Source organism: Enterobacter cloacae complex sp. ECL352 (genome assembly GCF_020149545.1).
Lineage (GTDB): Bacteria > Pseudomonadota > Gammaproteobacteria > Enterobacterales > Enterobacteriaceae > Enterobacter > Enterobacter asburiae_B.
In genome coordinates, this window is sequence record NZ_CP083709.1 from 2,560,360 (window position 1) to 2,584,593 (window position 24,234).

18 protein-coding genes, 1 tRNA gene, 3 rRNA genes and 1 riboswitch are annotated in these 24,234 nt (G+C 56.2%); of the genes, 14 read left to right on the forward strand and 8 right to left on the reverse strand.

From position 1 onward, the window contains the following. Position 1 precedes the first annotated feature (1 nt). From thiS to LBF07_RS12490, 5 genes are all read right to left on the reverse strand, one after another. Positions 2–202, reverse strand: coding sequence for a sulfur carrier protein ThiS (gene thiS / locus LBF07_RS12470; protein ID WP_039262358.1), 201 nt, complete (start codon positions 200–202; stop codon positions 2–4). Then, entirely contained in the window at positions 186–941 is a 756-nt protein-coding gene (locus LBF07_RS12475) for a HesA/MoeB/ThiF family protein (protein ID WP_094935701.1), read from the reverse strand. The genes thiS and LBF07_RS12475 overlap by 17 nt, the downstream gene beginning before the upstream one ends. Next, on the reverse strand, positions 928–1,569 hold the full coding sequence (gene thiE, locus LBF07_RS12480; RefSeq protein ID WP_087822976.1) for a thiamine phosphate synthase: 642 nt from the start codon (positions 1,567–1,569) through the stop codon (positions 928–930). The genes LBF07_RS12475 and thiE overlap by 14 nt, the downstream gene beginning before the upstream one ends. Further along, positions 1,569–3,464, reverse strand: a complete 1,896-nt coding sequence (thiC, locus tag LBF07_RS12485; protein ID WP_033146986.1) for a phosphomethylpyrimidine synthase ThiC — start codon at positions 3,462–3,464, stop codon at positions 1,569–1,571. Before thiC ends, thiE begins: the two co-directional genes overlap by 1 nt. 78 nt (positions 3,465–3,542) lie before the next feature. Then, positions 3,543–3,654, reverse strand: a riboswitch (TPP riboswitch). A gap of 54 nt (positions 3,655–3,708) precedes the next feature. Further along, a complete protein-coding gene (locus tag LBF07_RS12490) occupies positions 3,709–4,206 on the reverse strand; it encodes an Rsd/AlgQ family anti-sigma factor (protein ID WP_048979202.1) in 498 nt (165 codons plus the stop codon). A 95-nt stretch (positions 4,207–4,301) separates the two neighbouring features. Between LBF07_RS12490 and nudC the strand changes: the two genes are divergently transcribed. The 6 genes from nudC to LBF07_RS12520 all read left to right on the forward strand — a co-directional run bounded on the left by nudC (position 4,302) and on the right by LBF07_RS12520 (position 8,654). After that, positions 4,302–5,075, forward strand: coding sequence for an NAD(+) diphosphatase (gene nudC / locus LBF07_RS12495; RefSeq protein ID WP_094935702.1), 774 nt, complete (start codon positions 4,302–4,304; stop codon positions 5,073–5,075). A gap of 38 nt (positions 5,076–5,113) precedes the next feature. Then, entirely contained in the window at positions 5,114–6,178 is a 1,065-nt protein-coding gene (gene hemE, locus LBF07_RS12500; RefSeq protein ID WP_029742041.1) for a uroporphyrinogen decarboxylase, read from the forward strand. Between the two features lie 9 nt (positions 6,179–6,187). Continuing rightward, positions 6,188–6,859, forward strand: a complete 672-nt coding sequence (gene nfi / locus LBF07_RS12505) for a deoxyribonuclease V (protein ID WP_023309979.1) — start codon at positions 6,188–6,190, stop codon at positions 6,857–6,859. 41 nt (positions 6,860–6,900) lie between these two features. After that, positions 6,901–7,491 (forward strand): YjaG family protein, encoded by a 591-nt coding sequence (locus tag LBF07_RS12510; RefSeq protein WP_069303510.1) that lies wholly within the window; start codon positions 6,901–6,903, stop codon positions 7,489–7,491. 186 nt (positions 7,492–7,677) lie between these two features. Then, entirely contained in the window at positions 7,678–7,950 is a 273-nt protein-coding gene (gene hupA, locus LBF07_RS12515) for a nucleoid-associated protein HU-alpha (protein WP_002445246.1), read from the forward strand. Positions 7,951–7,961: 11 nt separating this feature from the next. Then, positions 7,962–8,654 carry a DUF1481 domain-containing protein gene (locus LBF07_RS12520; protein ID WP_033146981.1) on the forward strand — a complete coding sequence of 231 codons (693 nt, stop codon included), beginning with the start codon at positions 7,962–7,964 and terminating at the stop codon, positions 8,652–8,654. Between the two features lie 49 nt (positions 8,655–8,703). On the opposite strand, the gene purD is transcribed toward LBF07_RS12520, so the two are convergent. Next, positions 8,704–9,996, reverse strand: a complete 1,293-nt coding sequence (purD, locus tag LBF07_RS12525) for a phosphoribosylamine--glycine ligase (RefSeq protein ID WP_029742044.1) — start codon at positions 9,994–9,996, stop codon at positions 8,704–8,706. A gap of 15 nt (positions 9,997–10,011) precedes the next feature. Continuing rightward, on the reverse strand, positions 10,012–11,601 hold the full coding sequence (gene purH / locus LBF07_RS12530; RefSeq protein ID WP_094935703.1) for a bifunctional phosphoribosylaminoimidazolecarboxamide formyltransferase/IMP cyclohydrolase: 1,590 nt from the start codon (positions 11,599–11,601) through the stop codon (positions 10,012–10,014). A gap of 560 nt (positions 11,602–12,161) precedes the next feature. Between purH and LBF07_RS12535 the strand changes: the two genes are divergently transcribed. From LBF07_RS12535 to aceK, 8 genes are all read left to right on the forward strand, one after another. Beyond that, positions 12,162–13,703 (forward strand): 16S ribosomal RNA (locus LBF07_RS12535). A gap of 85 nt (positions 13,704–13,788) precedes the next feature. After that, positions 13,789–13,864: transfer RNA gene (locus tag LBF07_RS12540), tRNA-Glu, on the forward strand. A 183-nt stretch (positions 13,865–14,047) separates the two neighbouring features. Further along, positions 14,048–16,952, forward strand: a 23S ribosomal RNA gene (locus LBF07_RS12545). Positions 16,953–17,023: 71 nt separating this feature from the next. Then, positions 17,024–17,139: ribosomal RNA gene (gene rrf, locus LBF07_RS12550) — 5S ribosomal RNA — on the forward strand. The 16S, 23S and 5S rRNA genes sit together here with 1 tRNA gene alongside, the layout of an rRNA operon. Before the next feature lie 179 nt (positions 17,140–17,318). Further along, a complete protein-coding gene (gene metA / locus LBF07_RS12555) occupies positions 17,319–18,248 on the forward strand; it encodes a homoserine O-succinyltransferase (RefSeq protein WP_024906663.1) in 930 nt (309 codons plus the stop codon). A gap of 270 nt (positions 18,249–18,518) precedes the next feature. Then, positions 18,519–20,120 carry a malate synthase A gene (gene aceB / locus LBF07_RS12560; RefSeq protein ID WP_094935072.1) on the forward strand — a complete coding sequence of 534 codons (1,602 nt, stop codon included), beginning with the start codon at positions 18,519–18,521 and terminating at the stop codon, positions 20,118–20,120. A gap of 31 nt (positions 20,121–20,151) precedes the next feature. Beyond that, positions 20,152–21,456 carry an isocitrate lyase gene (gene aceA, locus LBF07_RS12565; RefSeq protein ID WP_024906665.1) on the forward strand — a complete coding sequence of 435 codons (1,305 nt, stop codon included), beginning with the start codon at positions 20,152–20,154 and terminating at the stop codon, positions 21,454–21,456. 51 nt (positions 21,457–21,507) lie between these two features. Next, a complete protein-coding gene (aceK, locus tag LBF07_RS12570) occupies positions 21,508–23,247 on the forward strand; it encodes a bifunctional isocitrate dehydrogenase kinase/phosphatase (RefSeq protein WP_069303512.1) in 1,740 nt (579 codons plus the stop codon). A gap of 68 nt (positions 23,248–23,315) precedes the next feature. Here aceK and iclR read toward each other — a convergent pair whose 3' ends face one another. Continuing rightward, positions 23,316–24,146 carry a glyoxylate bypass operon transcriptional repressor IclR gene (gene iclR / locus LBF07_RS12575; RefSeq protein ID WP_045888359.1) on the reverse strand — a complete coding sequence of 277 codons (831 nt, stop codon included), beginning with the start codon at positions 24,144–24,146 and terminating at the stop codon, positions 23,316–23,318. Between the last annotated feature and the right edge of the window lie 88 nt (positions 24,147–24,234).

Genomic DNA, 24,234 nt, shown 5'->3' on the forward strand with positions numbered 1-24,234 from the left:
CTCAGCCCCCTGCGATAACCTGAAACAGCAGGATCTGGTCGCCGTCATTGACCTGCTGATGTTCCCACTGCTCGCGCGGCAGGATCTGTTGATTGAGCGCCAGCGCCGTTCCCGGCTTGAGCTGGCGCAGCTTGTCGAGCAGTACCGCAACGGTGAGCCCGTCGTCGCATTTCATCGGCTCATCGTTAAACAGAATGCGCATCGCGGCCTCCGCATACCGGGCAGCGACTGGCGCGGTGTAACGCCAGATGGCGCCAGCCGCTGGAGCGGGCATCAAACAGCCGCAGCGTATTGCGTTCCGTCTCCATGCCGCTGAGCAGCTTGATGGCCTCCAGCGCCTGCATTGTGCCCATTACGCCGACCACCGGACCAAGAATGCCCGCCGTACGGCAGTTGCGCGCCGGCTCTGCATCATCCGGCCACAGGCAGCAATAGCAGCCCTGCGACCACGGCGGGGTCAGGACCATCATCTGCCCGCCGAAACCCACCGCGCTGGCGGTGATAAGCGGCGTATTACTTGCCACGCAGGCGGCGTTAATCGCCTGGCGCGTCGCCATGTTGTCGGTACAGTCCAGCACCACGTCGGCAAGGGCGACCTCACGGCTGAGGTTGTCACCGCTGAGCCGTTCCTGCAGGGCAATCAGCGCGATATCCGGGTTGAGCTGGTTCAGGCGCTTCCGGGTGATTTGCGCTTTCGGCTGGTTGATATCCTCGGTGGTAAAGAGGATTTGTCGCTGCAGGTTGCTGAGGTGAACCTCGTCGTCGTCGGCCAGCACCAGCGTACCGATACCTGCGCCTGCCAGATAAAGCGCGGCGGGCGCGCCTAGCCCGCCCAGACCGACAATCAGCACCCGGCTGGCGAGCAGCTTTTGCTGTCCGTCGATGGCGATATCTTCCAGCAAGATCTGACGGCTATAGCGCATAAAATCACGATCGTTCATCACCCGCTCCTGCCAGCTGTAACAGCTGTTCGGTGGCGAACCGCCAGTCTGCGGCCTGGGTGATGGCGCTGACGACGGCGATACTGCCGACGCCGGTCTCCAGCACCGCCGGGGCGCGTTCAAGGCTGATTCCGCCAATGGCGACGGTAGGGTAATCGGCAAGGCGTTTAACGTGACTCGCCAGCTGCGTCAGACCCTGCGGTGCGGAGGGCATCTGCTTGGTTTGCGTCGGGAAGACGTGACCCAGCGCGATGTAAGAGGGACGGGCCGCCAGGGCCACGTCGATCTCCATGTCATCGTGTGTTGAAACGCCAAGACGCAACCCGGCTTCGCGGATAGCGCTCAGGTCCGTTGTTTCCAGATCCTCCTGACCCAGATGCACGCCGTACGCCTGGTGCTTAACGGCCAGCCGCCAGTAATCGTTGATAAACAGACGGGCATCGTAGCGACGCCCAAGCGCGATGGCGGCAGCCACATCGGCTTCCACCTCGTCATCGCGTTTATCCTTGATGCGCAGCTGGAGGGTGCGAACGCCTGTCTTGAGCAGGCGCTCTATCCACTCCACGCTGTCCACCACCGGATAGAGCCCTAAACGGTAGGGGACAGGCGGGAAATCGGGCTTATACATTACGCCTCCTCTTTTTTGAGGTAGATTTCGCCGCCTCTGGCGCGGAAGGTTTCAGACATGTCCGCCATCCCCACTTCAATGGTCTGCGCGGCGGCGTAGTCGCGCACCTCCTGGCTGATTTTCATCGAGCAGAATTTTGGCCCGCACATAGAGCAGAAGTGCGCGACTTTGCCTGATTCCTGCGGGAGGGTCTCGTCGTGATAGGCGCGGGCGGTGAACGGGTCCAGCGCCAGGTTGAACTGGTCTTCCCAGCGGAATTCAAAGCGCGCCTTCGACATGGCGTTATCGCGAATTTGCGCGCCCGGATGGCCTTTGGCCAGATCCGCGGCGTGGGCGGCAATTTTGTAGGTGATCAGCCCCTGCTTCACATCCTCTTTGTTTGGCAGGCCGAGGTGCTCTTTTGGCGTGACGTAGCAGAGCATAGCGCAGCCGAACCAGCCGATCATCGCCGCGCCAATGCCCGACGTGAAGTGGTCATAGCCCGGCGCAATATCAGTGGTCAACGGCCCCAGGGTATAGAACGGTGCTTCGTGGCAGTGCTCCAGCTCCTCGGTCATGTTGCGGCGGATCATCTGCATCGGCACGTGGCCCGGGCCTTCAATCATCACCTGCACGTCATACTCCCAGGCGATTTTGGTCAGTTCGCCCAGAGTGTGCAGCTCGGCAAACTGCGCTTCGTCGTTCGCGTCGCGAATAGAGCCCGGACGCAGGCCGTCGCCCAGAGACAGAGAGACATCGTACGCGGCGCAGATTTCGCAAATTTCGCGGAAGTGTTCGTAGAGGAAGTTTTCCTGATGATGTGACAGGCACCACTTCGCCATGATGGAACCGCCGCGCGAGACGATGCCGGTCAGACGCTTTGCCGTCATCGGCACGTAGCGCAGCAGCACGCCCGCGTGAATGGTGAAGTAGTCCACGCCCTGTTCGGCCTGCTCCAGCAGCGTGTCGCGGAACGCTTCCCAGGTAAGGTCTTCGGCGATGCCGTTGACCTTTTCCAGCGCCTGATAAATCGGTACGGTGCCAATCGGTACCGGGCTGTTACGCAGGATCCATTCGCGGGTTTCGTGAATATAGCGTCCAGTGGAGAGGTCCATTACCGTGTCCGCGCCCCAGCGCGTGGACCAGACCAGCTTCTCCACCTCTTCTTCGATGGAGGAGGTGACGGCCGAGTTACCGATGTTCGCGTTGACCTTCACCAGGAAGTTGCGGCCAATAATCATCGGCTCGGATTCCGGGTGGTTGATATTGGCAGGGATAATCGCGCGGCCTGCGGCCACTTCGTCACGCACAAATTCCGGCGTGATGTTCTCCGGCAGGCGAGCGCCAAAGCCTTCACCCGGATGCTGATAGCGCAGCACTTCGCTACGGATGCGCTCGCGACCCATGTTTTCGCGGATGGCGATGAACTCCATCTCCGGCGTGACGATGCCCCGGCGCGCGTAGTGCAGCTGGGTCACGCATTTGCCCGCCTTAGCGCGTTTTGGCGTCAGCAGGCCGGTAAAGCGCAGCTCGTCCAGACCGTCGTCGGCCAGGCGCTCTTTGGTGTAGGCAGAGCTGAGTACGCTCAGTTCTTCACAGTCGTTGCGCGCATCAATCCACGGCTGGCGCAGCTTAGCCAGACCCTGCTGGACGTTGATGGCAACATCAGGGTCACCGTACGGGCCGGAGGTGTCATACACCGGCACGGCTTCGTTGTCTTCATACTGCGGGTTATCTTTGCTGCCGCCGATAAGCGTCGGGCTAAGCTGAATTTCGCGCATTGGGACGCGGATATCGGCCTGCGAGCCGGAAATATAGATGCGTTTCGAGTTCGGGAAAGCGGTGCCTTCCAGCGTGTCGATGAAGTGTTGGGCCTGTGCGCGCTGTTCGCGGCGGGTCAGTTTTGCAGTAGACATAGCTCATTCCAAAAGTGAAGGACATGGCTTGTCAGACGACGGATGAAGCAAGAGAGGATCGCCCTCAGGCGATACAACAGCAGTGTGACTCTTGTTCCCTTCGCAGGTATTAGCCTGATCAGGTTCCGCGGATCCCGAATTAACGGTCTCAGCCCGCGCTTTCAGGCGCTGGGCACTCCGACAAGAAAAATCCCCCTCGTGAGAGGGGCGAATGGTTGTAAATTACTCGTTAACGATGAAGAACTCAAGCAGGGCGCGCGACGTTCTCTTCGTTACTGATGTTCAAATCATTGTCCAGCACGAGGGCTATCAGCTTATCTTCCAGCGTGAATCGCTCTTCCAGCGCTTCACCGAGGTCGGATAGCGCCTGCTGAAACTCAAGATAGTTATCGTGATCGATAGCGTTCTCGAGCGCGGAATCATAGTAATCCATGATCTGCTGGGTGTTGGCTTCCAGAAGGGGATAGAGCTTGCTGGCCGCTAAATACGGCGTTGTCCCTTCCATTTCGCGGATAATGCGTTCATAAATATTGAAATGGCCGTCGGACAGATAGTCGACCAGGCCCTGACAAAAATCATCCAGCGCTTTTTCATTCAGTCGCATAAACGATTCTTTGCCAGGCTTAATACCGACCAGATTGTAATAAGCCACGAGTAGATGCTTGCGTACATGTAGCCAGCGATCCACCAGTTTGTTATTTCCTCTAACGCGCTCAGTCAGGCTTTCCAGCTGGTTTAACATGGTCGACTCCGCAAAATGTAGGATTGAATCTGCTTATCCAGAATGTAACCACAATGCTAACAACATGTCAGTGAAGCGAAGGTAGTGCAATAGATATGGATCGTATTATTGAAAAATCAGATCTTGGTTGGTGGATCGTCAGTCACGAACAAAAATTATGGCTTCCTGCCGGGGAAATCCCCTACGGTGCAGCTGAGGCGTTCGATCTCGTTGGCCAGCCAGCGCTGAAGATCGGCGAGTGGCAGGGTGAGCCGGTGTGGTTGATCCAACAGCCCCGCCGCCAGGATATGGGATCGGTGCGCCAGGTGCTGGATCTGGACGTGGGGCTGTTCCAGCTGGCGGGGCGCGGCGTGCAGCTTTCTGAGTTTTACCGCTCGCATAAATACTGCGGCTACTGCGGTCATACCATGCGTCCGAGCAAAACCGAGTGGGCGATGCTCTGCAGCCACTGCCGCGAACGCTACTATCCGCAGATAGCGCCGTGCATTATCGTCGCTATCCGCCGGGAGGATTCCATCCTGCTGGCGCAGCATACCCGCCATCGCAACGGCATTCACACCGTGCTGGCCGGCTTCGTCGAGGTGGGCGAAACGCTGGAGCAGGCGGTAGCGCGCGAGGTGATGGAGGAGAGCGGGATCAAAGTGAAGAACCTGCGCTACGTTACCTCCCAGCCGTGGCCGTTCCCGCAGTCTCTGATGACGGCATTTATGGCCGAATACGACAGCGGCGAGATCGTTATCGACCAGAAAGAGCTGCTGGAAGCAAACTGGTATCGCTACGACGATCTACCGCTGTTGCCTCCGCCGGGCACCGTGGCACGTCGGCTGATAGAAGATACCGTGGCGATGTGTCGGGCCGAGTATGAGTAGTGTTACACTGAGGCCATGACGCTTAAGGAACTGCAAAAATGACCGAACTGAAGAACGATCGTTATCTGCGTGCGCTGCTGCGCCAGCCCGTTGATGTCACCCCGGTATGGATGATGCGCCAGGCGGGACGCTATCTCCCGGAGTACAAAGCCACGCGCGCGCAGGCGGGCGATTTTATGTCGCTGTGCAAAAATGCCGAGCTGGCCTGCGAAGTGACGCTCCAGCCGCTGCGCCGCTTCCCGCTGGATGCTGCGATCCTCTTCTCGGATATTCTGACCATTCCGGATGCAATGGGCCTTGGCCTGTACTTCGAAACCGGTGAAGGTCCGCGTTTCACCTCCCCAATCAAAAGCAAAGCCGACGTGGATAAGCTCCCGATCCCCGATCCGGAAGGCGAGCTGGGCTACGTGATGAACGCCGTGCGCACCATTCGCCGCGAGCTGAAAGGTGAAGTGCCGCTGATTGGCTTCTCCGGCAGCCCGTGGACGCTGGCGACCTATATGGTTGAAGGAGGCAGCAGCAAAGCCTTCACCATGATTAAAAAGATGATGTACGCCGAGCCTCTGGCCCTGCACGCGCTGCTCGATAAGCTGGCGAAGAGCGTCACCCTCTACCTGAACGCGCAGATTAAGGCGGGTGCGCAGTCGGTGATGATTTTCGATACCTGGGGCGGCGTGCTGACCGGGCGCGATTATCAGCAGTTCTCCCTGTACTACATGCACAAAATCGTCGACGGCCTGCTGCGTGAAAACGAAGGCCGCCGCGTGCCGGTGACGCTGTTCACCAAAGGTGGCGGCCAGTGGCTGGAAGCGATGGCGGCAACCGGCTGCGACGCGCTGGGCCTCGACTGGACGACCGATATCGCCGATGCGCGCCGTCGCGTGGGGGACAAAGTGGCGCTGCAGGGCAATATGGACCCGTCCATGCTCTATGCGCCGCCAGCGCGCATTGAAGAAGAAGTGTCGACTATACTGTCTGGTTTCGGCCAGGGTGAAGGCCACGTCTTTAACCTCGGCCACGGCATTCATCAGGATGTGCCGCCAGAACACGCAGGCGTATTTGTGGAGGCGGTGCATCGGCTTTCTGCCCAGTATCACAAGTAAGGAGTGGTTATGGATCTCGCGTCGCTACGCGCTCAACAAATCGAACTGGCCTCATCGGTGATCCGCGAGGATCGTCTGGATAAGGATCCTCCGCAGTACATTGGCGGAGCAGACGTCGGATTCGAGCAGGGTGGGGAAGTGACGCGAGCGGCGATGGTGGTACTGAAATATCCTTCGCTTGAGCTGGTGGAGTACAAGGTAGCGCGTATCGCGACCACCATGCCGTACATTCCGGGCTTTCTCTCCTTCCGCGAATATCCCGCGCTGCTGGCAGCGTGGGAGCAACTCTCGCAAAAACCTGACCTGCTGTTTGTCGACGGACACGGTATTTCACACCCGCGCCGTTTAGGCGTTGCCAGCCACTTTGGGCTGCTGGTGGATGTGCCGACCATTGGCGTTGCCAAGAAACGCCTGTGCGGCGCGTTTGAACCTCTTTCAGCCGAGCCGGGCGCGCTGGCGCCGCTTATCCATAAAGGTGAACAGCTGGCGTGGGTCTGGCGCAGCAAGGCACGCTGTAATCCGCTCTTTATCGCCACGGGGCACCGGGTTAGCATGGACAGCGCCCTGGCGTGGGTGCAGCGCTGCATGAAGGGCTACCGCTTGCCGGAGCCGACGCGCTGGGCAGACGCCGTGGCATCTTCGCGTCCGGCTTTTGTTCGTTGGCAGGAAATTCAGCGATGATTCAGGTAAACTGCGCCTAATTTTCGATTCGAGAGATCATCATGCTACAAAACCCGATTCACCTGCGCCTTGAGAAACTTGAAAGCTGGCAGCACGTGACGTTTATGGCTTGCCTGTGCGAGCGCATGTATCCCAACTATGCCGCGTTCTGTAAGGAGACGGGCTTTGGTGATGGCCATATCTACCGCCGCATTCTGGATCTGATCTGGGAAACGCTGACGGTGAAAGACGCGAAGGTGAACTTCGACTCCCAGCTGGAAAAGCTGGAAGAGGCGATTCCGGCTGCGGATGATTTTGACCTGTACGGTGTCTATCCGGCGATTGATGCCTGCGTGGCGTTAAGCGAACTGCTCCACTCCCGTCTGAGCGGTGAAACGCTGGAGCACGCAGTTGAAGTCAGTAAGGCGTCTATTACGACCGTCGCGATGCTGGAAATGACCCAGGAAGGTCGCGAGATGACCGACGAAGAGCTGCGTGCAAACCCGGCGGTTGAGCAAGAATGGGACATTCAGTGGGAAATTTTCCGCCTGCTGGCAGAGTGTGAAGAACGCGATATTGAGCTGATAAAAGGGCTGCGCGCGGACTTACGAGAGGCTGCGGAGAGCAATATTGGTATAATTTTTAACCAATGAGACAAGAAAACTTGAGATAACGCCCGTTTTGTCGCTCCTCGACTCTTCCCTTTCGCCCCTTGTCTGGTCTACATTTGGGGGGCGAAAAAAAGTGGCTATCGGTGCGTGTATGCAGGAGAGTGCTTTTTTGGCATTTTCGTCGCACTCGATGCTTAGCAAGCGATAAACACATTGAAAGGATAACTTATGAACAAGACTCAACTGATTGATGTAATTGCGGACAAGGCTGATCTGTCTAAAGTGCAGGCTAAAGCTGCTCTGGAATCTACCCTGGCTGCTATTACTGAGTCTCTGAAAGAAGGCGATGCTGTGCAACTGGTTGGTTTCGGTACCTTCAAAGTGAACCACCGCGCTGAGCGTACTGGCCGCAACCCGCAGACCGGTAAAGAAATCAAAATCGCCGCAGCTAACGTGCCGGCATTTGTTTCTGGTAAAGCACTGAAAGACGCTGTTAAGTAAGACGCGTGGCAGTGAACAGTTTTAGCGAAGGGGCGGCAACGCCCCTTTTGTCTTTCTGGCGTGGAACGCTCGCGCTGGCAGGCATGCTGCTGCTGTCAGCCTGCAGCCACGACACCTCCCTGCCGCCGTTTACCGCCAGCGGCTACGCGGACAACCAGGGTGCTGTGAGGATCTGGCGCAAAGATTCCGGCGGCGAAGTGCATCTGCTTTCTGCCTTCAGCCCGTGGCATAACGGCAATACGTCGACTGCGGAATATCGCTGGCAGGGAGATGACCTGTCGCTGATTGAACTGAACGTCTACAGCAAGACCCCCGAACACGTGAAAGTGCGTTTTGACGACCATGGCGAGCTGAGCTTTATGCAGCGCGAAGTCAGCGGCCAAAAACAGCAGCTTTCCAGCGATCAGATCGCTCTCTACCGTTATCGTGCCGAACAAATCCGCCAGACCAGCGATGCGCTTCGTCTGGGACGCGTTGTGCTGCGCCAGGGGCGCTGGCATGCCGATGGGACGGTGACAACCTGCGAAGGACAGACGGTCAAGCCTGAGCTCGAATCCTGGGCAACAGAACACATTCAACGCCGTCAGCGTCATTCATCAATGGAAGTGAGTGTGGCGTGGCTTGAAGCGCCGGAAGGCTCTCAGCTGCTGCTGGTGGCGAACGAAGACTTCTGCACCTGGCAGCCGACAGAGAAGAGTTTTTGATTTAAGTTCCCTCTCCCTTGAGGGAGAGGGTTAGGGTGAGGGTGTGAAATTACTCGCCCTGCTCGCGCGCAATTGCACGATAACCGATATCCTGACGGCTAAAGCTGCCGTTCCAGTGAATATCCGCCATCAGCGCGTAGGCGCGCTTCTGCGCTTCTGCCACGGTATGGCCCAGCGCGGTTGCACACAGCACGCGTCCGCCGTTGGTGAGGACGCGATCGTCGTCAGCCAGCTTCGTACCCGCATGGAACACCTTCGCACCTTCAATCTCTTCCAGCGGCAGGCCGTGGATTTCATCCCCGGTGTTGTAGTTGCCCGGATAACCACCCGCCGCAATCACCACGCCCAGAGACGCACGCTCGTCCCACTCTGAGGTTTTCTCGTCGAGCTTGCCTTCGCAGGCTGCCAGACACAGTTCCACCAGATCGGATTTCATGCGCAGCATGATGGGCTGCGTTTCCGGATCGCCAAAGCGGCAGTTGAATTCGATGACCTTAGGGTTACCCTGCTTGTCGATCATCAGACCCGCATAGAGGAAACCGGTGTAGGTGTTGCCTTCCGCCGCCATCCCTTTCACGGTTGGCCAAATGACGCGATCCATGGTGCGCTGGTGGACTTCATCAGTCACTACCGGAGCGGGGGAGTAAGCGCCCATTCCGCCAGTATTCGGGCCGGTATCGCCATTGCCCACGCGCTTGTGATCCTGGCTGGTGGCCATCGGCAGAACGTGCTCGCCGTCGACCATCACGATAAAGCTGGCCTCTTCACCGTCGAGGAACTCTTCGATCACGATGCGGTGGCCCGCGTCGCCAAAGGCGTTACCCGCCAGCATATCCTGAACCGCGGCTTCCGCTTCTTCGAGCGTCATCGCCACGATCACGCCTTTACCGGCGGCCAGGCCGTCGGCCTTGATCACAATCGGCGCGCCTTTTTCACGCAGGTAGGCCAGGGCTGGCTCCACTTCGGTGAAGTTCTGATATTCCGCCGTCGGGATGTTATGACGCGCGAGGAAATCTTTGGTGAAGGCTTTGGAGCCTTCCAGCTGCGCGGCGCCTTCCGTAGGCCCGAAGATTGTCAGACCCGCCGCGCGGAACGCATCGACGACGCCAATCACCAGCGGCGCTTCCGGGCCCACAATCGTCAGATCGATTTTCTCGCTCTGGGCAAAGCTCAGCAGCGCCGGGATATCGGTCACGCCAATAGCCACGTTCTGCAGCGCGGGTTCCAGCGCGGTACCGGCGTTGCCCGGTGCTACGAAAACTGTTTTCACCAGCGGAGACTGCGCCGCTTTCCACGCCAGAGCGTGCTCGCGTCCGCCGTTACCAATCACTAATACTTTCATTTTCTGCTCCCGGAATTAATGGCGGAAGTGGCGCATGTCGGTGAAGATCATTGCAATGCCGTGTTCGTCGGCAGCGGCAATCACTTCGTCGTCGCGAATTGAGCCGCCAGGCTGGATCACACAGGTGATGCCCACTGCAGCCGCCGCGTCGATACCGTCACGGAACGGGAAGAAGGCGTCAGAAGCCATGGCGGAGCCTTTTACTTCCAGACCTTCATCGCCTGCTTTAATGCCCGCGATTTTCGCGGAGTAAACGCGGCTCATCTGGCCTGCGCCTATCCCGATAGTCATGTTTTCTTTGGCGTAGACGATGGCGTTGGATTTGACGAACTTCGCGACCTTCCAGCAGAACAGCGCGTCACGCAGTTCCTGTTCGGTCGGCTGACGTTTGGTTACCACGCGCAGGTCGGCTTCTGTCACCATACCCAAATCGCGGTCCTGAACCAGCAGGCCGCCGTTCACGCGCTTGAAGTCCAGGCCCGGCACGCGTTCTGCCCACTGGCCGCAAACCAGCACGCGCACGTTCTGTTTTGCCGCGGTGATTTTCAGCGCCTCTTCGGATGCGGATGGCGCGATGATCACTTCAACGAACTGGCGGGAGATGATGGCCTGTGCGGTTTCAGCATCCAGCTCGCGGTTGAAGGCGATAATGCCGCCGAACGCGGAGGTCGGGTCGGTTTTGTACGCGCGATCGTAGGCATCCAGAATAGAGGTGCTCACGGCAACGCCGCATGGGTTCGCATGCTTAACGATAACGCAGGCCGGCTCGCTGAACTCTTTCACGCATTCCAGCGCGGCGTCGGTGTCCGCAATGTTGTTATAGGAGAGCGCTTTGCCCTGAACCTGCTGAGCGGTCGCAACAGAGGCTTCTTTTACCTCTTCTTCTATATAGAAGGCTGCCTGCTGGTGGCTGTTCTCACCGTAACGCATATCCTGCTTCTTAATGAAGTTCAGGTTCAGGGTGCGCGGGAAGCGGCCAGAAGGATCTTTGCTTTCACCGTGGTAAGCAGGCACCAGGCTACCGAAGTAATTGGCGATCATGCTGTCGTACGCCGCGGTGTGCTCGAAGGCTTTGATGGCGAGGTCGAAACGCGTTTCCAGAGTCAGTGTCCCTTCGTTGGCATCCATCTCATTAATAATGGTGTTGTAATCGCTGCTCTTTACGACGATGGCCACATCTTTATGGTTCTTGGCCGCGGAGCGCACCATGGTTGGGCCGCCGATATCAATATTCTCTACGGCATCTTCCAGAGAACAGCCTTCGCGAGCAACGGTCTGGGCAAAAGGGTAGAGGTTAACGACAACCATGTCGATTGGGGCGATGTCATGCTGTTCCATAATGGCGTCGTCCTGACCGCGACGGCCAAGAATACCGCCGTGCACTTTCGGATGCAGGGTTTTGACGCGTCCATCCATCATTTCCGGGAAACCGGTGTAATCGGACACTTCGGTTACCGGCAGACCTTTATCTGCTAACAGGCGAGCGGTACCGCCTGTAGAAAGCAGCTCCACACCGCGTGCGGAAAGTGCCTGAGCGAATTCGACGATACCGGCTTTATCAGAAACACTGAGCAGAGCGCGGCGGACTGGACGACGTTGTTGCATGGTAAATCCCCTGGATTTCACGATTACAGAGAGCGTTAGATGAATTTTCCTGCGAAAAACTCATCTAACACACCTGACGGGGCATCCTTATTAAGCGCGAGCATTTTAACGAAAACGTTTGCGCAACGCTCGCACATTTTCACTTTTTCGTATCATTGTGGATAAGTCTGTGTGTAAAAAGGTATAAGGCGGGGTTTTGCTGTGGAATGCAGCAGTCAGTCATTTTTCTGTCATTTAGCGGTTGCGGCCTGCTGAGAACTCCCTATAATGCGCCTCCATCGACACGGCGGATGTGAATCACTTCACACAACAAGCGGTTCGGTTGAAGAGAAAAATTCTGAAATAACGGGTTGACTCTGAAAGAGGAAAGCGTAATATACGCCACCTCGCAACGGTGAGCGAAAGCCGCGTTGCACTGCTCTTTAACAATTTATCAGACAATCTGTGTGGGCACTCAAAGTGACATGGATTCTTAATGTCTTCGGACAATAAATGAATACCAAGTCTCTGAGTGAACATACGTAATTCATTACGAAGTTTAATTCACGAGCATCAAACTTAAATTGAAGAGTTTGATCATGGCTCAGATTGAACGCTGGCGGCAGGCCTAACACATGCAAGTCGAGCGGCAGCGGAAAGTAGCTTGCTACTTTGCCGGCGAGCGGCGGACGGGTGAGTAATGTCTGGGAAACTGCCTGATGGAGGGGGATAACTACTGGAAACGGTAGCTAATACCGCATAACGTCGCAAGACCAAAGAGGGGGACCTTCGGGCCTCTTGCCATCAGATGTGCCCAGATGGGATTAGCTAGTAGGTGGGGTAACGGCTCACCTAGGCGACGATCCCTAGCTGGTCTGAGAGGATGACCAGCCACACTGGAACTGAGACACGGTCCAGACTCCTACGGGAGGCAGCAGTGGGGAATATTGCACAATGGGCGCAAGCCTGATGCAGCCATGCCGCGTGTATGAAGAAGGCCTTCGGGTTGTAAAGTACTTTCAGCGGGGAGGAAGGTGTTGTGGTTAATAACCACAGCAATTGACGTTACCCGCAGAAGAAGCACCGGCTAACTCCGTGCCAGCAGCCGCGGTAATACGGAGGGTGCAAGCGTTAATCGGAATTACTGGGCGTAAAGCGCACGCAGGCGGTCTGTCAAGTCGGATGTGAAATCCCCGGGCTCAACCTGGGAACTGCATTCGAAACTGGCAGGCTAGAGTCTTGTAGAGGGGGGTAGAATTCCAGGTGTAGCGGTGAAATGCGTAGAGATCTGGAGGAATACCGGTGGCGAAGGCGGCCCCCTGGACAAAGACTGACGCTCAGGTGCGAAAGCGTGGGGAGCAAACAGGATTAGATACCCTGGTAGTCCACGCCGTAAACGATGTCGACTTGGAGGTTGTGCCCTTGAGGCGTGGCTTCCGGAGCTAACGCGTTAAGTCGACCGCCTGGGGAGTACGGCCGCAAGGTTAAAACTCAAATGAATTGACGGGGGCCCGCACAAGCGGTGGAGCATGTGGTTTAATTCGATGCAACGCGAAGAACCTTACCTACTCTTGACATCCAGAGAACTTTCCAGAGATGGATTGGTGCCTTCGGGAACTCTGAGACAGGTGCTGCATGGCTGTCGTCAGCTCGTGTTGTGAAATGTTGGGTTAAGTCCCGCAACGAGCGCAACCCTTATCCTTTGTTGCCAGCGGTTAGGCCGGGAACTCAAAGGAGACTGCCAGTGATAAACTGGAGGAAGGTGGGGATGACGTCAAGTCATCATGGCCCTTACGAGTAGGGCTACACACGTGCTACAATGGCGCATACAAAGAGAAGCGACCTCGCGAGAGCAAGCGGACCTCATAAAGTGCGTCGTAGTCCGGATTGGAGTCTGCAACTCGACTCCATGAAGTCGGAATCGCTAGTAATCGTAGATCAGAATGCTACGGTGAATACGTTCCCGGGCCTTGTACACACCGCCCGTCACACCATGGGAGTGGGTTGCAAAAGAAGTAGGTAGCTTAACCTTCGGGAGGGCGCTTACCACTTTGTGATTCATGACTGGGGTGAAGTCGTAACAAGGTAACCGTAGGGGAACCTGCGGTTGGATCACCTCCTTACCTTAAAGAACCTGCCTTTGTAGTGTCCACACAGATTGTCTGATGAAAAGTAAATAGCAAGGCGTCTTGCGATTGAGACTTACACGTCCCCTTCGTCTAGAGGCCCAGGACACCGCCCTTTCACGGCGGTAACAGGGGTTCGAATCCCCTAGGGGACGCCACTTGCTGGTTCGTGAGTGAAAGTCACCTGCCTCAGTATCTCAAAACTCATCTTCGGGTGACGTTTGAGATATTTGCTCTTTAAAAATCTGGATCAAGCTGAAAATTGAAACGACACATCTTTAATGGTGTGTTCGAGTCTCTCAAATTTTCGCAATCAGAAGTGAAACATCTTCGGGTTGTGAGGTTAAGCGACTAAGCGTACACGGTGGATGCCCTGGCAGTCAGAGGCGATGAAGGACGTGCTAATCTGCGAAAAGCGCCGGCGAGGTGATATGAACCTTTGACCCGGCGATGTCCGAATGGGGAAACCCAGTGCAATTCGTTGCACTATCGTTAACTGAATACATAGGTTAACGAGGCGAACCGGGGGAACTGAAACATCTAAGTACCCCGAGGAAAAGAAATCAACCGAGATTCCCCCAGTAGCGGCGAGCGAACGGGGAGCAGCCCAGAGTCTGAATCAGCTTGTGTGTTAGTGGAAGCGTCTGGAAAGTCGCACGGTACAGGGTGACAGTCCCGTACACGAAAGCACACAGGTTGTGAACTCGAAGAGTAGGGCGGGACACGTGGTATCCTGTCTGAATATGGGGGGACCATCCTCCAAGGCTAAATACTCCTGACTGACCGATAGTGAACCAGTACCGTGAGGGAAAGGCGAAAAGAACCCCGGCGAGGGGAGTGAAAAAGAACCTGAAACCGTGTACGTACAAGCAGTGGGAGCACCCTTGTGGTGTGACTGCGTACCTTTTGTATAATGGGTCAGCGACTTATATTCTGTAGCAAGGTTAACCGTATAGGGGAGCCGAAGGGAAACCGAGTCTTAACTGGGCGTTAAGTTGCAGGGTATAGACCCGAAACCCGGTGATCTAGCCATGGGCAGGTTGAAGGTTGGGTAACACTAACTGGAGGACCGAACCGACTAATGTTGAAAAATTAGCGGATGACTTGTGGCTGGGGGTGAAAGGCCAATCAAACCGGGAGATAGCTGGTTCTCCCCGAAAGCTATTTAGGTAGCGCCTCGTGAACTCATCTTCGGGGGTAGAGCACTGTTTCGGCTAGGGGGCCATCCCGGCTTACCAACCCGATGCAAACTACGAATACCGAAGAATGTTATCACGGGAGACACACGGCGGGTGCTAACGTCCGTCGTGAAGAGGGAAACAACCCAGACCGCCAGCTAAGGTCCCAAAGTCATGGTTAAGTGGGAAACGATGTGGGAAGGCACAGACAGCCAGGATGTTGGCTTAGAAGCAGCCATCATTTAAAGAAAGCGTAATAGCTCACTGGTCGAGTCGGCCTGCGCGGAAGATGTAACGGGGCTAAACCATGCACCGAAGCTGCGGCAGCGACGCTTAGGCGTTGTTGGGTAGGGGAGCGTTCTGTAAGCCGTTGAAGGTGTGCTGTGAGGCATGCTGGAGGTATCAGAAGTGCGAATGCTGACATAAGTAACGATAAAGCGGGTGAAAAGCCCGCTCGCCGGAAGACCAAGGGTTCCTGTCCAACGTTAATCGGGGCAGGGTGAGTCGACCCCTAAGGCGAGGCCGAAAGGCGTAGTCGATGGGAAACAGGTTAATATTCCTGTACTTGGTGTTACTGCGAAGGGGGGACGGAGAAGGCTATGTTAGCCGGGCGACGGTTGTCCCGGTTTAAGCATGTAGGCGGAGGTTCCAGGTAAATCCGGTACCTTTTAACGCTGAGGTGTGATGACGAGGCACTACGGTGCTGAAGTAACAAATGCCCTGCTTCCAGGAAAAGCCTCTAAGCATCAGGTAACACGAAATCGTACCCCAAACCGACACAGGTGGTCAGGTAGAGAATACCAAGGCGCTTGAGAGAACTCGGGTGAAGGAACTAGGCAAAATGGTGCCGTAACTTCGGGAGAAGGCACGCTGATATGTAGGTGAAGCCCCTGCGGGTGGAGCTGAAATCAGTCGAAGATACCAGCTGGCTGCAACTGTTTATTAAAAACACAGCACTGTGCAAACACGAAAGTGGACGTATACGGTGTGACGCCTGCCCGGTGCCGGAAGGTTAATTGATGGGGTTAGCGGCAACGCGAAGCTCTTGATCGAAGCCCCGGTAAACGGCGGCCGTAACTATAACGGTCCTAAGGTAGCGAAATTCCTTGTCGGGTAAGTTCCGACCTGCACGAATGGCGTAATGATGGCCAGGCTGTCTCCACCCGAGACTCAGTGAAATTGAACTCGCTGTGAAGATGCAGTGTACCCGCGGCAAGACGGAAAGACCCCGTGAACCTTTACTATAGCTTGACACTGAACACTGGTCCTTGATGTGTAGGATAGGTGGGAGGCTTTGAAGCGTGGACGCCAGTCTGCGTGGAGCCGACCTTGAAATACCACCCTTTAATGGCTGGTGTTCTAACGTAGACCCGTAATCCGGGTTGCGGACAGTGTCTGGTGGGTAGTTTGACTGGGGCGGTCTCCTCCCAAAGAGTAACGGAGGAGCACGAAGGTTAGCTAATCCTGGTCGGACATCAGGAGGTTAGTGCAATGGCATAAGCTAGCTTGACTGCGAGAGTGACGGCTCGAGCAGGTGCGAAAGCAGGTCATAGTGATCCGGTGGTTCTGAATGGAAGGGCCATCGCTCAACGGATAAAAGGTACTCCGGGGATAACAGGCTGATACCGCCCAAGAGTTCATATCGACGGCGGTGTTTGGCACCTCGATGTCGGCTCATCACATCCTGGGGCTGAAGTAGGTCCCAAGGGTATGGCTGTTCGCCATTTAAAGTGGTACGCGAGCTGGGTTTAGAACGTCGTGAGACAGTTCGGTCCCTATCTGCCGTGGGCGCTGGAGAATTGAGGGGGGCTGCTCCTAGTACGAGAGGACCGGAGTGGACGCATCACTGGTGTTCGGGTTGTCATGCCAATGGCACTGCCCGGTAGCTAAATGCGGAAAAGATAAGTGCTGAAAGCATCTAAGCACGAAACTTGCCCCGAGATGAGTTCTCCCTGACCCTTTAAGGGTCCTGAAGGAACGTTGAAGACTACGACGTTGATAGGTCGGGTGTGTAAGCGCAGCGATGCGTTGAGCTAACCGATACTAATGAACCGTGAGGCTTAACCTTACAACGCCGAAGCTGTTTCGGCGGATGAGACAGACACGATTTTCAGCCTGATACAGATTAAACAGAATTTGCCTGGCGGCTTTAGCGCGGTGGTCCCACCTGACCCCATGCCGAACTCAGAAGTGAAACGCCGTAGCGCCGATGGTAGTGTGGGGTCTCCCCATGTGAGAGTAGGGAACTGCCAGGCATCAATTAGAAGAACCCCGTACCGTAAGGTGCGGGGTTTTTTGCTTTTGTTTTTCCCTCTCCCCCTTCTTGAAACTTTCTCACCTTCTTCTTGCAGACTCGACATTATGCCCGTTTCTGGGTATCGTTAGCTATCTGGATGTCTAAACGTTTATACGTATGCTGTGAGGATATTAAGTTATGCCGATTCGGGTGCAGGACGAGCTACCAGCCGTCAATTTCTTGCGTGAAGAAAACGTCTTCGTCATGACGGCTTCGCGTGCGACAGGTCAGGAAATTCGCCCGCTGAAGGTGCTTATTCTCAATCTGATGCCAAAAAAGATCGAAACAGAAAACCAGTTCCTGCGTCTTCTGTCGAACTCTCCGCTGCAGGTGGATATCCAGCTGCTGCGAATCGATGCCCGTGAATCACGTAACACGCCATCTGAGCATTTGAACAACTTCTACTGTAACTTCGATGACATTCAGGGTGAAAACTTCGACGGACTGATCGTGACCGGCGCGCCGCTCGGCCTGGTTGAATTTAACGATGTCGCCTACTGGCCTCAGATCAAACAGGTTCTGGAGTGGGCAAAAGATCACGTTACCTCCACATTGTTTGTCTGTTGGGCGGTACAAGCCGCACTGAATATTCTTTATGGCATCCCCAAGCAAACCCGCACTGAAAAGCTCTCCGGCGTATACGAACACCACATTCTTCATCCACATGCGTTGCTGACGCGCGGTTTCGATGACTCTTTCCTGGCCCCGCATTCTCGCTACGCCGATTTCCCGGCCCAGCTGATTCGTGATTACACCGATCTGGAGATCCTGGCCGAAACGGAAGACGGAGATGCTTACCTGTTTGCCAGCAAGGATAAACGCATTGCTTTTGTGACCGGACATCCTGAGTACGATCCGCATACCCTCGCATCAGAGTATTTCCGTGATGTCGAAGCGGGTCTTAATCCGGATGTACCGTACAACTATTTCCCGAAAGACGATCCGCAAAACAAACCGAGAGCAACCTGGCGCAGCCACGGGAATTTGCTTTTCACTAACTGGCTCAACTATTACGTCTACCAGATAACGCCATACGATCTGCGTCACATGAATCCGACGCTGGAGTAATCTTCTGCACTAAACGATCCTAAAGCGTTTCAGCTATTCAAATCAGGCACCTTCGGGTGCCTTTTTTATTTCCGAAATGTCACTCACCGTTCGATCCAACTTTAATCTCAATTAAATCAATCAATTAATCACAATTAATAATTAAAATGGAAATTGTTTTTGATTTTATAAAAAATATAGATAGTCTTAATTCTGCTGAGCGAAAACTACCCAACGATCTTTCGTTCGCATCGGGGGCGTGATTTTGGATCTTTGATGAGGAGCAGAGTAATGACTCAACAGGCAACGACGGTCGATGAACTGGCCTTTACCCAGCCGTATGGCGAGCAAGAACAGCAAGTTTTGACGGCGGAAGCGGTAGAATTTCTGACTGAACTGGTGACCCGCTTTACGCCGCAGCGTAATAAGCTGCTGGCGGCACGCATTCATCAGCAGCAGGAAATTGACGATGGCAAGTTGCCTGGATTCATTTCGGAAACCGCTTCCATTCGTCGCGGTGAGTGGAAAATCCGTGGCATCCCTGAAGATTTACAGGATCGTCGCGTTGAGATCACCGGTCCGGTAGAGCGCAAAATGGTGATCAACGCCATGAACGCCAACGTTAAAGTCTTCATGGCCGATTTTGAAGACTCACTGGCGCCAGACTGGAACAAAGTTATCGAGGGGCAGATCAACCTGCGCGACGCCGTGAACGGCACCATCAGCTATACCAACGAAGCCGGCAAAATTTACCAGCTCAAACCGAACCCTGCGGTGCTGATCTGTCGCGTACGCGGCCTGCACCTGCCTGAAAAACATGTTACCTGGCGTGGGGAAGCCATTCCGGGCAGCCTGTTTGATTTCGCACTCTATTTCTTCCACAACTACAAGAACCTGCTGGCAAAAGGCAGCGGACCTTATTTCTATCTGCCAAAAACGCAGGCCTGGCAGGAAGCGGCCTGGTGGAGCGAGGTGTTTAGCTATGCGGAAGATCGTTTCAACCTGCCGCGCGGCACCATCAAGGCCACGCTGCTGATTGAAACGCTACCTGCCGTGTTCCAGATGAATGAAATTCTGCACGCCCTGCGCGACCACATCGTCGGCCTGAACTGCGGGCGCTGGGACTATATTTTCAGCTACATCAAAACCCTGAAAAACTATCCCGACCGCGTACTGCCGGATCGCCAGGTCGTGACCATGGATAAACCGTTCCTGAGCGCCTACTCGCGCCTGCTGATCAAAACCTGCCACAAGCGCGGCGCCTTTGCGATGGGCGGCATGGCGGCATTTATCCCGAGCAAAGACGCAGAGCGCAACAATCAGGTGCTCAACAAGGTGAAGGCCGACAAAGAGCTTGAAGCGCGTAACGGTCACGACGGCACGTGGATTGCCCATCCCGGCCTTGCCGATACGGCGATGGAGGTCTTTAACCGCGTTCTCGGCGACAACAAAAACCAGCTGTTTGTCACGCGTGAAGACGATGCCCCAACGGCTGAAGAACAGCTGCTGGCACCGTGCGCGGGCGAGCGTACGGAAGAGGGCATGCGTGCCAATATCCGCGTCGCGGTCCAGTACATCGAAGCGTGGATCTCCGGCAACGGCTGCGTACCTATCTACGGCCTGATGGAAGATGCCGCGACGGCGGAGATCTCACGTACCTCCATCTGGCAGTGGATCCACCATCAAAAAACGCTCAGCAACGGTAAACCGGTGACCAAGACCCTGTTCCGCCAGATGCTGGCCGAAGAGATGCGGGTGATCCAGGACGAGCTGGGCGAGCACCGCTTCAGCAGCGGACGTTTTGACGACGCCGCGCGCCTGATGGAGCAAATCACCACATCAGATGACTTAATCGACTTCCTGACCCTGCCGGGCTACCGCTTCCTGGCGTAACTCACCACATAACAATATGGAGCATCTGCACATGAAAACCCGTACCCAACAAATCGAAGAGTTGAAGAAAGAGTGGACACAGCCTCGCTGGGAAGGCATCCGCCGTCCTTACAGCGCGGAGGAAGTGGTGAAATTACGCGGCTCGGTCAATCCGGAATGCACGCTGGCACAGAACGGTGCGGCGAAAATGTGGAAGCTGCTGCACGGTGGCTCTAAAAAGGGCTACATCAACAGCCTCGGCGCGCTGACCGGCGGTCAGGCGCTGCAGCAGGCGAAGGCCGGTATTGAAGCTATCTATCTCTCCGGCTGGCAGGTTGCGGCGGACGCTAACCTGGCGTCCAGCATGTACCCGGATCAGTCGCTCTATCCGGCTAACTCCGTGCCGTCGGTGGTGGATCGGATCAACAATACCTTCCGCCGTGCGGATCAGATCCAGTGGGCTGCCGGTATCGAACCTGGCGATCCGCGCTTTATTGACTACTTCCTGCCGATCGTCGCGGATGCGGAAGCGGGCTTCGGCGGTGTGCTGAACGCCTTCGAGCTGATGAAATCGATGATTGAGGCCGGTGCAGCGGCCGTTCACTTCGAAGACCAGCTGGCGTCAGTGAAAAAATGCGGACACATGGGCGGTAAGGTGCTGGTTCCTACACAGGAAGCCGTACAGAAGCTGGTTGCCGCGCGTCTGGCCGCGGACGTGCTCGGCGTGCCGACGCTGGTGATTGCCCGTACCGATGCGGACGCGGCGGACCTGATCACCTCTGACTGCGACCCGTACGACAGCGAGTTCATCACCGGCGAGCGTACCAGCGAAGGTTTCTACCGTACCCATGCCGGCATTGAACAGGCGATCAGCCGCGGCCTGGCGTACGCGCCTTACGCGGACCTGGTCTGGTGTGAAACCTCCACGCCGGATCTGGCGCTGGCAAAACGCTTTGCCGACGCCATCCACGCGAAGTATCCGGGCAAACTGCTGGCCTATAACTGCTCGCCGTCCTTCAACTGGCAGAAAAAGCTGGATGACAAAACCATCGCCAGCTTCCAGCAGCAGCTGTCCGACATGGGCTACAAATACCAGTTCATTACCCTGGCCGGTATCCACAGCATGTGGTTCAACATGTTCGACCTGGCGCACGCCTATGCGCAGGGTGAGGGCATGAAGCACTACGTTGAGAAGGTGCAGCAGCCGGAGTTTGCGGCGGGCAAAGACGGTTATACCTTCGTGTCTCACCAGCAGGAGGTGGGGACCGGCTACTTTGACAATGTGACCACGATAATTCAGGGCGGCACCTCCTCCGTCACCGCCTTAACGGGTTCAACGGAAGAAGCACAGTTCTAATCTTTTCCCCCTCTCCCCTCTCGGGGAGAGGGCTGGGGTGAGGGGGAATATATGTCGCGTGGCCTGGAATTGCTGATTGCCCAAACTATTTTGCAGGGCTTCGATGCCCAGTATGGTCGTTTTCTTGAAGTGACATCCGGCGCGCAGCAGCGCTTCGAACATGCAGACTGGCATGCGGTTCAGCAGGCCATGAAGCAGCGTATCCATCTCTATGACCACCACGTGGGTCTGGTGGTGGAGCAGCTGCGCTGTATTACCGACGGTAAAAGCCCGGACGCGGAATTTTTACTGCGCGTGAAAGAGCACTACACCCATTTGTTACCCGATTACCCGCGCTTCGAGATTGCGGAGAGCTTTTTCAACTCCGTCTATTGTCGGTTATTTGACCACCGCTCACTATCTCCTGAGCGGTTATTTATCTTCAGCTCCCAGCCCGAGCGACGCTTTCGAACCATTCCCCGTCCGCTGGCGAAAGATTTCTTTCCCGATCGCGGATGGGAAAAGCTCCTGCACCGCGTGCTAACGGATCTGCCGCTGCGCCTGCCCTGGGAGAATAAAACCCGGGATATCGGCTATGTCCACGCCCATCTCAACGAAACCTTCGGCGCTGAGGTGCTCAGCCACAGCCATTTGCAGGTTGCCAACGAGCTTTTCTACCGCAATAAAGCCGCCTGGCTGGTGGGCAAACTGGTTACGCCGACCGCCATTGTGCCCTTTCTGCTGCCCATTCACCGTACCGACGACGGGGAACTGTTTGTCGATACCTGCCTGACCACCAGCGCCGAGGCCAGCATCGTGTTTGGCTTCGCTCGCTCCTATTTCATGGTGTACGCCCCGCTGCCTGCCGCGCTGGTGGAGTGGCTGCGGGAGATCCTGCCGGGCAAAACCACCGCCGAGCTGTATATGGCCATTGGCTGCCAGAAGCACGCCAAAACGGAAAGCTATAGGGAGTACCTGCGCTATGTCACCGCGGCCGATGAGCAGTTTATCGAAGCGCCCGGCATTCGCGGTATGGTGATGCTGGTCTTTACGCTGCCGGGCTTTGACCGGGTCTTTAAGGTGATTAAAGACAGATTCGCGCCGCAGAAAGAGATGACCGCCGCGCACGTTCGCGCCTGCTATCAGCTGGTTAAAGAGCACGACCGCGTCGGGCGCATGGCGGATACCCAGGAGTTCGAAAACTTTGTGCTGGATAAACAGCAGATCGACCCGGCGCTCATGGCGCTGTTAATGCAGGAAGCGCCCGCGAAAATCACCGATCTGGGTGATAAAATCGTGATTAGCCATCTCTACATTGAGCGCCGCATGGTACCGCTGAATATCTGGCTTGAGCAGTCCGAAGGCCAGGCGCTGCGGGATGCCATTGAAGAATACGGCAACGCGATTCGCCAGCTTGCCGCCGCCAATATTTTCCCGGGCGACATGCTGTTTAAAAACTTCGGCGTCACCCGTCACGGGCGCGTGGTGTTCTACGATTACGACGAAATTTGCTACATGACCGAAGTGAATTTCCGCGATATACCACAGCCCCGCTACCCGGAAGACGAGCTTTCCGGTGAGCCGTGGTACAGCGTCTCGCCGGGCGATGTGTTTCCGGAGGAGTTTCGCCACTGGCTGTGCGCCGACCCGCGCATCGGGCCGTTATTTGAAGAAATGCATGAGGATCTGTTCCGCGCCAGCTACTGGCGCGGGCTGCAAACGCGGATCAAAAATGGGCATGTCGAAGATGTGTACGCTTACCGCCGCAAGCAGAGGTTTTGCATTAGGTTTGCACCCTCTCTAGCAGGGTGAGGGCATCAGATTTTCTCCCTCTCCCTGCGGGAGAGGGCCGGGGTGAGGGCATCAGGTCGCACTCAATCTCAACGAATCCCACCATACGCCAGCGTCACCTCTTTCGCCGCCTTAATCACCAGCGCGCCCAGCTCGGTCACGCGGTCGTCGGTCATCCGCGAAATCGGCCCGGAGATGGAGATAGCGGCAAACGGCTCGCGGTGCTCGTCAAAAATACAGGCCGCGAGGCAGCGCAGGCCCAGGGCATGTTCTTCATCATCAAACGAATAGCCGCGCTTGCGGGTCAGGGCCAGATCTTCTTTCAGGTGCACGGGCGATACCAGAGTGGCGTGGGTATAGGCGTGCAGACCTTTACGGTGCAGCAGTCCCGTCACCTGCTCCTCGCTCAGCTGCGAGAGAAACGCTTTCCCCGCCCCGGAGGCATGCATCGGCAGCTTGCCGCCAATCGGTGCGGACATGCGCATCAGCTGCGTGCACTGCACCTGGTCGATGATAATCGCCTGGTGGTCGCTCTGGTCCAGCACCGCCAGGTTTACGGTCTCGCCGGACTCCTCCATCAGCTTGCGCAGAATCGGGTGCACAATTGCCAGCAGGTTGCGGCTCTGCAGGAAGCTGCTGCCGACGATAAACGCATGCGCGCCCACCGCCCAGTGCCCCAGCTCGCCGACCTGGCGGACAAAGCCCAGCTGCTGCATGGTGGTCAGCAGGCGGTGCGTCGTGGAGTTCGGTAGGCCAGCCTGCTGGGCCAGCTCCGTCAGGGCCACGCTGCTGTGCGACTCGGCTATCCACTCCAGCAGCTTCAAACCGCGCGTGAGCGATTGAACCTGTCCGCCCTGTTGTGCGGCGGCGGTGGTGGCAGCAGGTTTTCTGCCGCGTTTAGCGGGAACGGTCGCGACCATGACGATCTCCTTTTTCTGTATCGTGGAAATCATTTTCGTTTTATTTGGTGAATTTGCAACCGTTATCCTGACTGATCGGAGGAGTGAT

What these genes read in the sequence shown, in the direction of transcription:
- metA (WP_024906663.1), top strand. Translation starts at nt 17,319, where the DNA reads ATGCCGATTCGGGTGCAGGACGAGCTACCAGCCGTCAATTTCTTGCGT.
- LBF07_RS12510 (WP_069303510.1), top strand. Translation starts at nt 6,901, where the DNA reads ATGCTACAAAACCCGATTCACCTGCGCCTTGAGAAACTTGAAAGCTGG.
- hemE (WP_029742041.1), top strand. Translation starts at nt 5,114, where the DNA reads ATGACCGAACTGAAGAACGATCGTTATCTGCGTGCGCTGCTGCGCCAG.
- nfi (WP_023309979.1), top strand. Translation starts at nt 6,188, where the DNA reads ATGGATCTCGCGTCGCTACGCGCTCAACAAATCGAACTGGCCTCATCG.
- aceK (WP_069303512.1), top strand. Translation starts at nt 21,508, where the DNA reads ATGTCGCGTGGCCTGGAATTGCTGATTGCCCAAACTATTTTGCAGGGC.
- hupA (WP_002445246.1), top strand. Translation starts at nt 7,678, where the DNA reads ATGAACAAGACTCAACTGATTGATGTAATTGCGGACAAGGCTGATCTG.
- iclR (WP_045888359.1), bottom strand. Translation starts at nt 24,146, where the DNA reads ATGGTCGCGACCGTTCCCGCTAAACGCGGCAGAAAACCTGCTGCCACC.
- aceB (WP_094935072.1), top strand. Translation starts at nt 18,519, where the DNA reads ATGACTCAACAGGCAACGACGGTCGATGAACTGGCCTTTACCCAGCCG.
- LBF07_RS12490 (WP_048979202.1), bottom strand. Translation starts at nt 4,206, where the DNA reads ATGTTAAACCAGCTGGAAAGCCTGACTGAGCGCGTTAGAGGAAATAAC.
- purH (WP_094935703.1), bottom strand. Translation starts at nt 11,601, where the DNA reads ATGCAACAACGTCGTCCAGTCCGCCGCGCTCTGCTCAGTGTTTCTGAT.
- nudC (WP_094935702.1), top strand. Translation starts at nt 4,302, where the DNA reads ATGGATCGTATTATTGAAAAATCAGATCTTGGTTGGTGGATCGTCAGT.
- thiC (WP_033146986.1), bottom strand. Translation starts at nt 3,464, where the DNA reads ATGTCTACTGCAAAACTGACCCGCCGCGAACAGCGCGCACAGGCCCAA.
- thiS (WP_039262358.1), bottom strand. Translation starts at nt 202, where the DNA reads ATGCGCATTCTGTTTAACGATGAGCCGATGAAATGCGACGACGGGCTC.
- thiE (WP_087822976.1), bottom strand. Translation starts at nt 1,569, where the DNA reads ATGTATAAGCCCGATTTCCCGCCTGTCCCCTACCGTTTAGGGCTCTAT.
- purD (WP_029742044.1), bottom strand. Translation starts at nt 9,996, where the DNA reads ATGAAAGTATTAGTGATTGGTAACGGCGGACGCGAGCACGCTCTGGCG.
- aceA (WP_024906665.1), top strand. Translation starts at nt 20,152, where the DNA reads ATGAAAACCCGTACCCAACAAATCGAAGAGTTGAAGAAAGAGTGGACA.
- LBF07_RS12475 (WP_094935701.1), bottom strand. Translation starts at nt 941, where the DNA reads ATGAACGATCGTGATTTTATGCGCTATAGCCGTCAGATCTTGCTGGAA.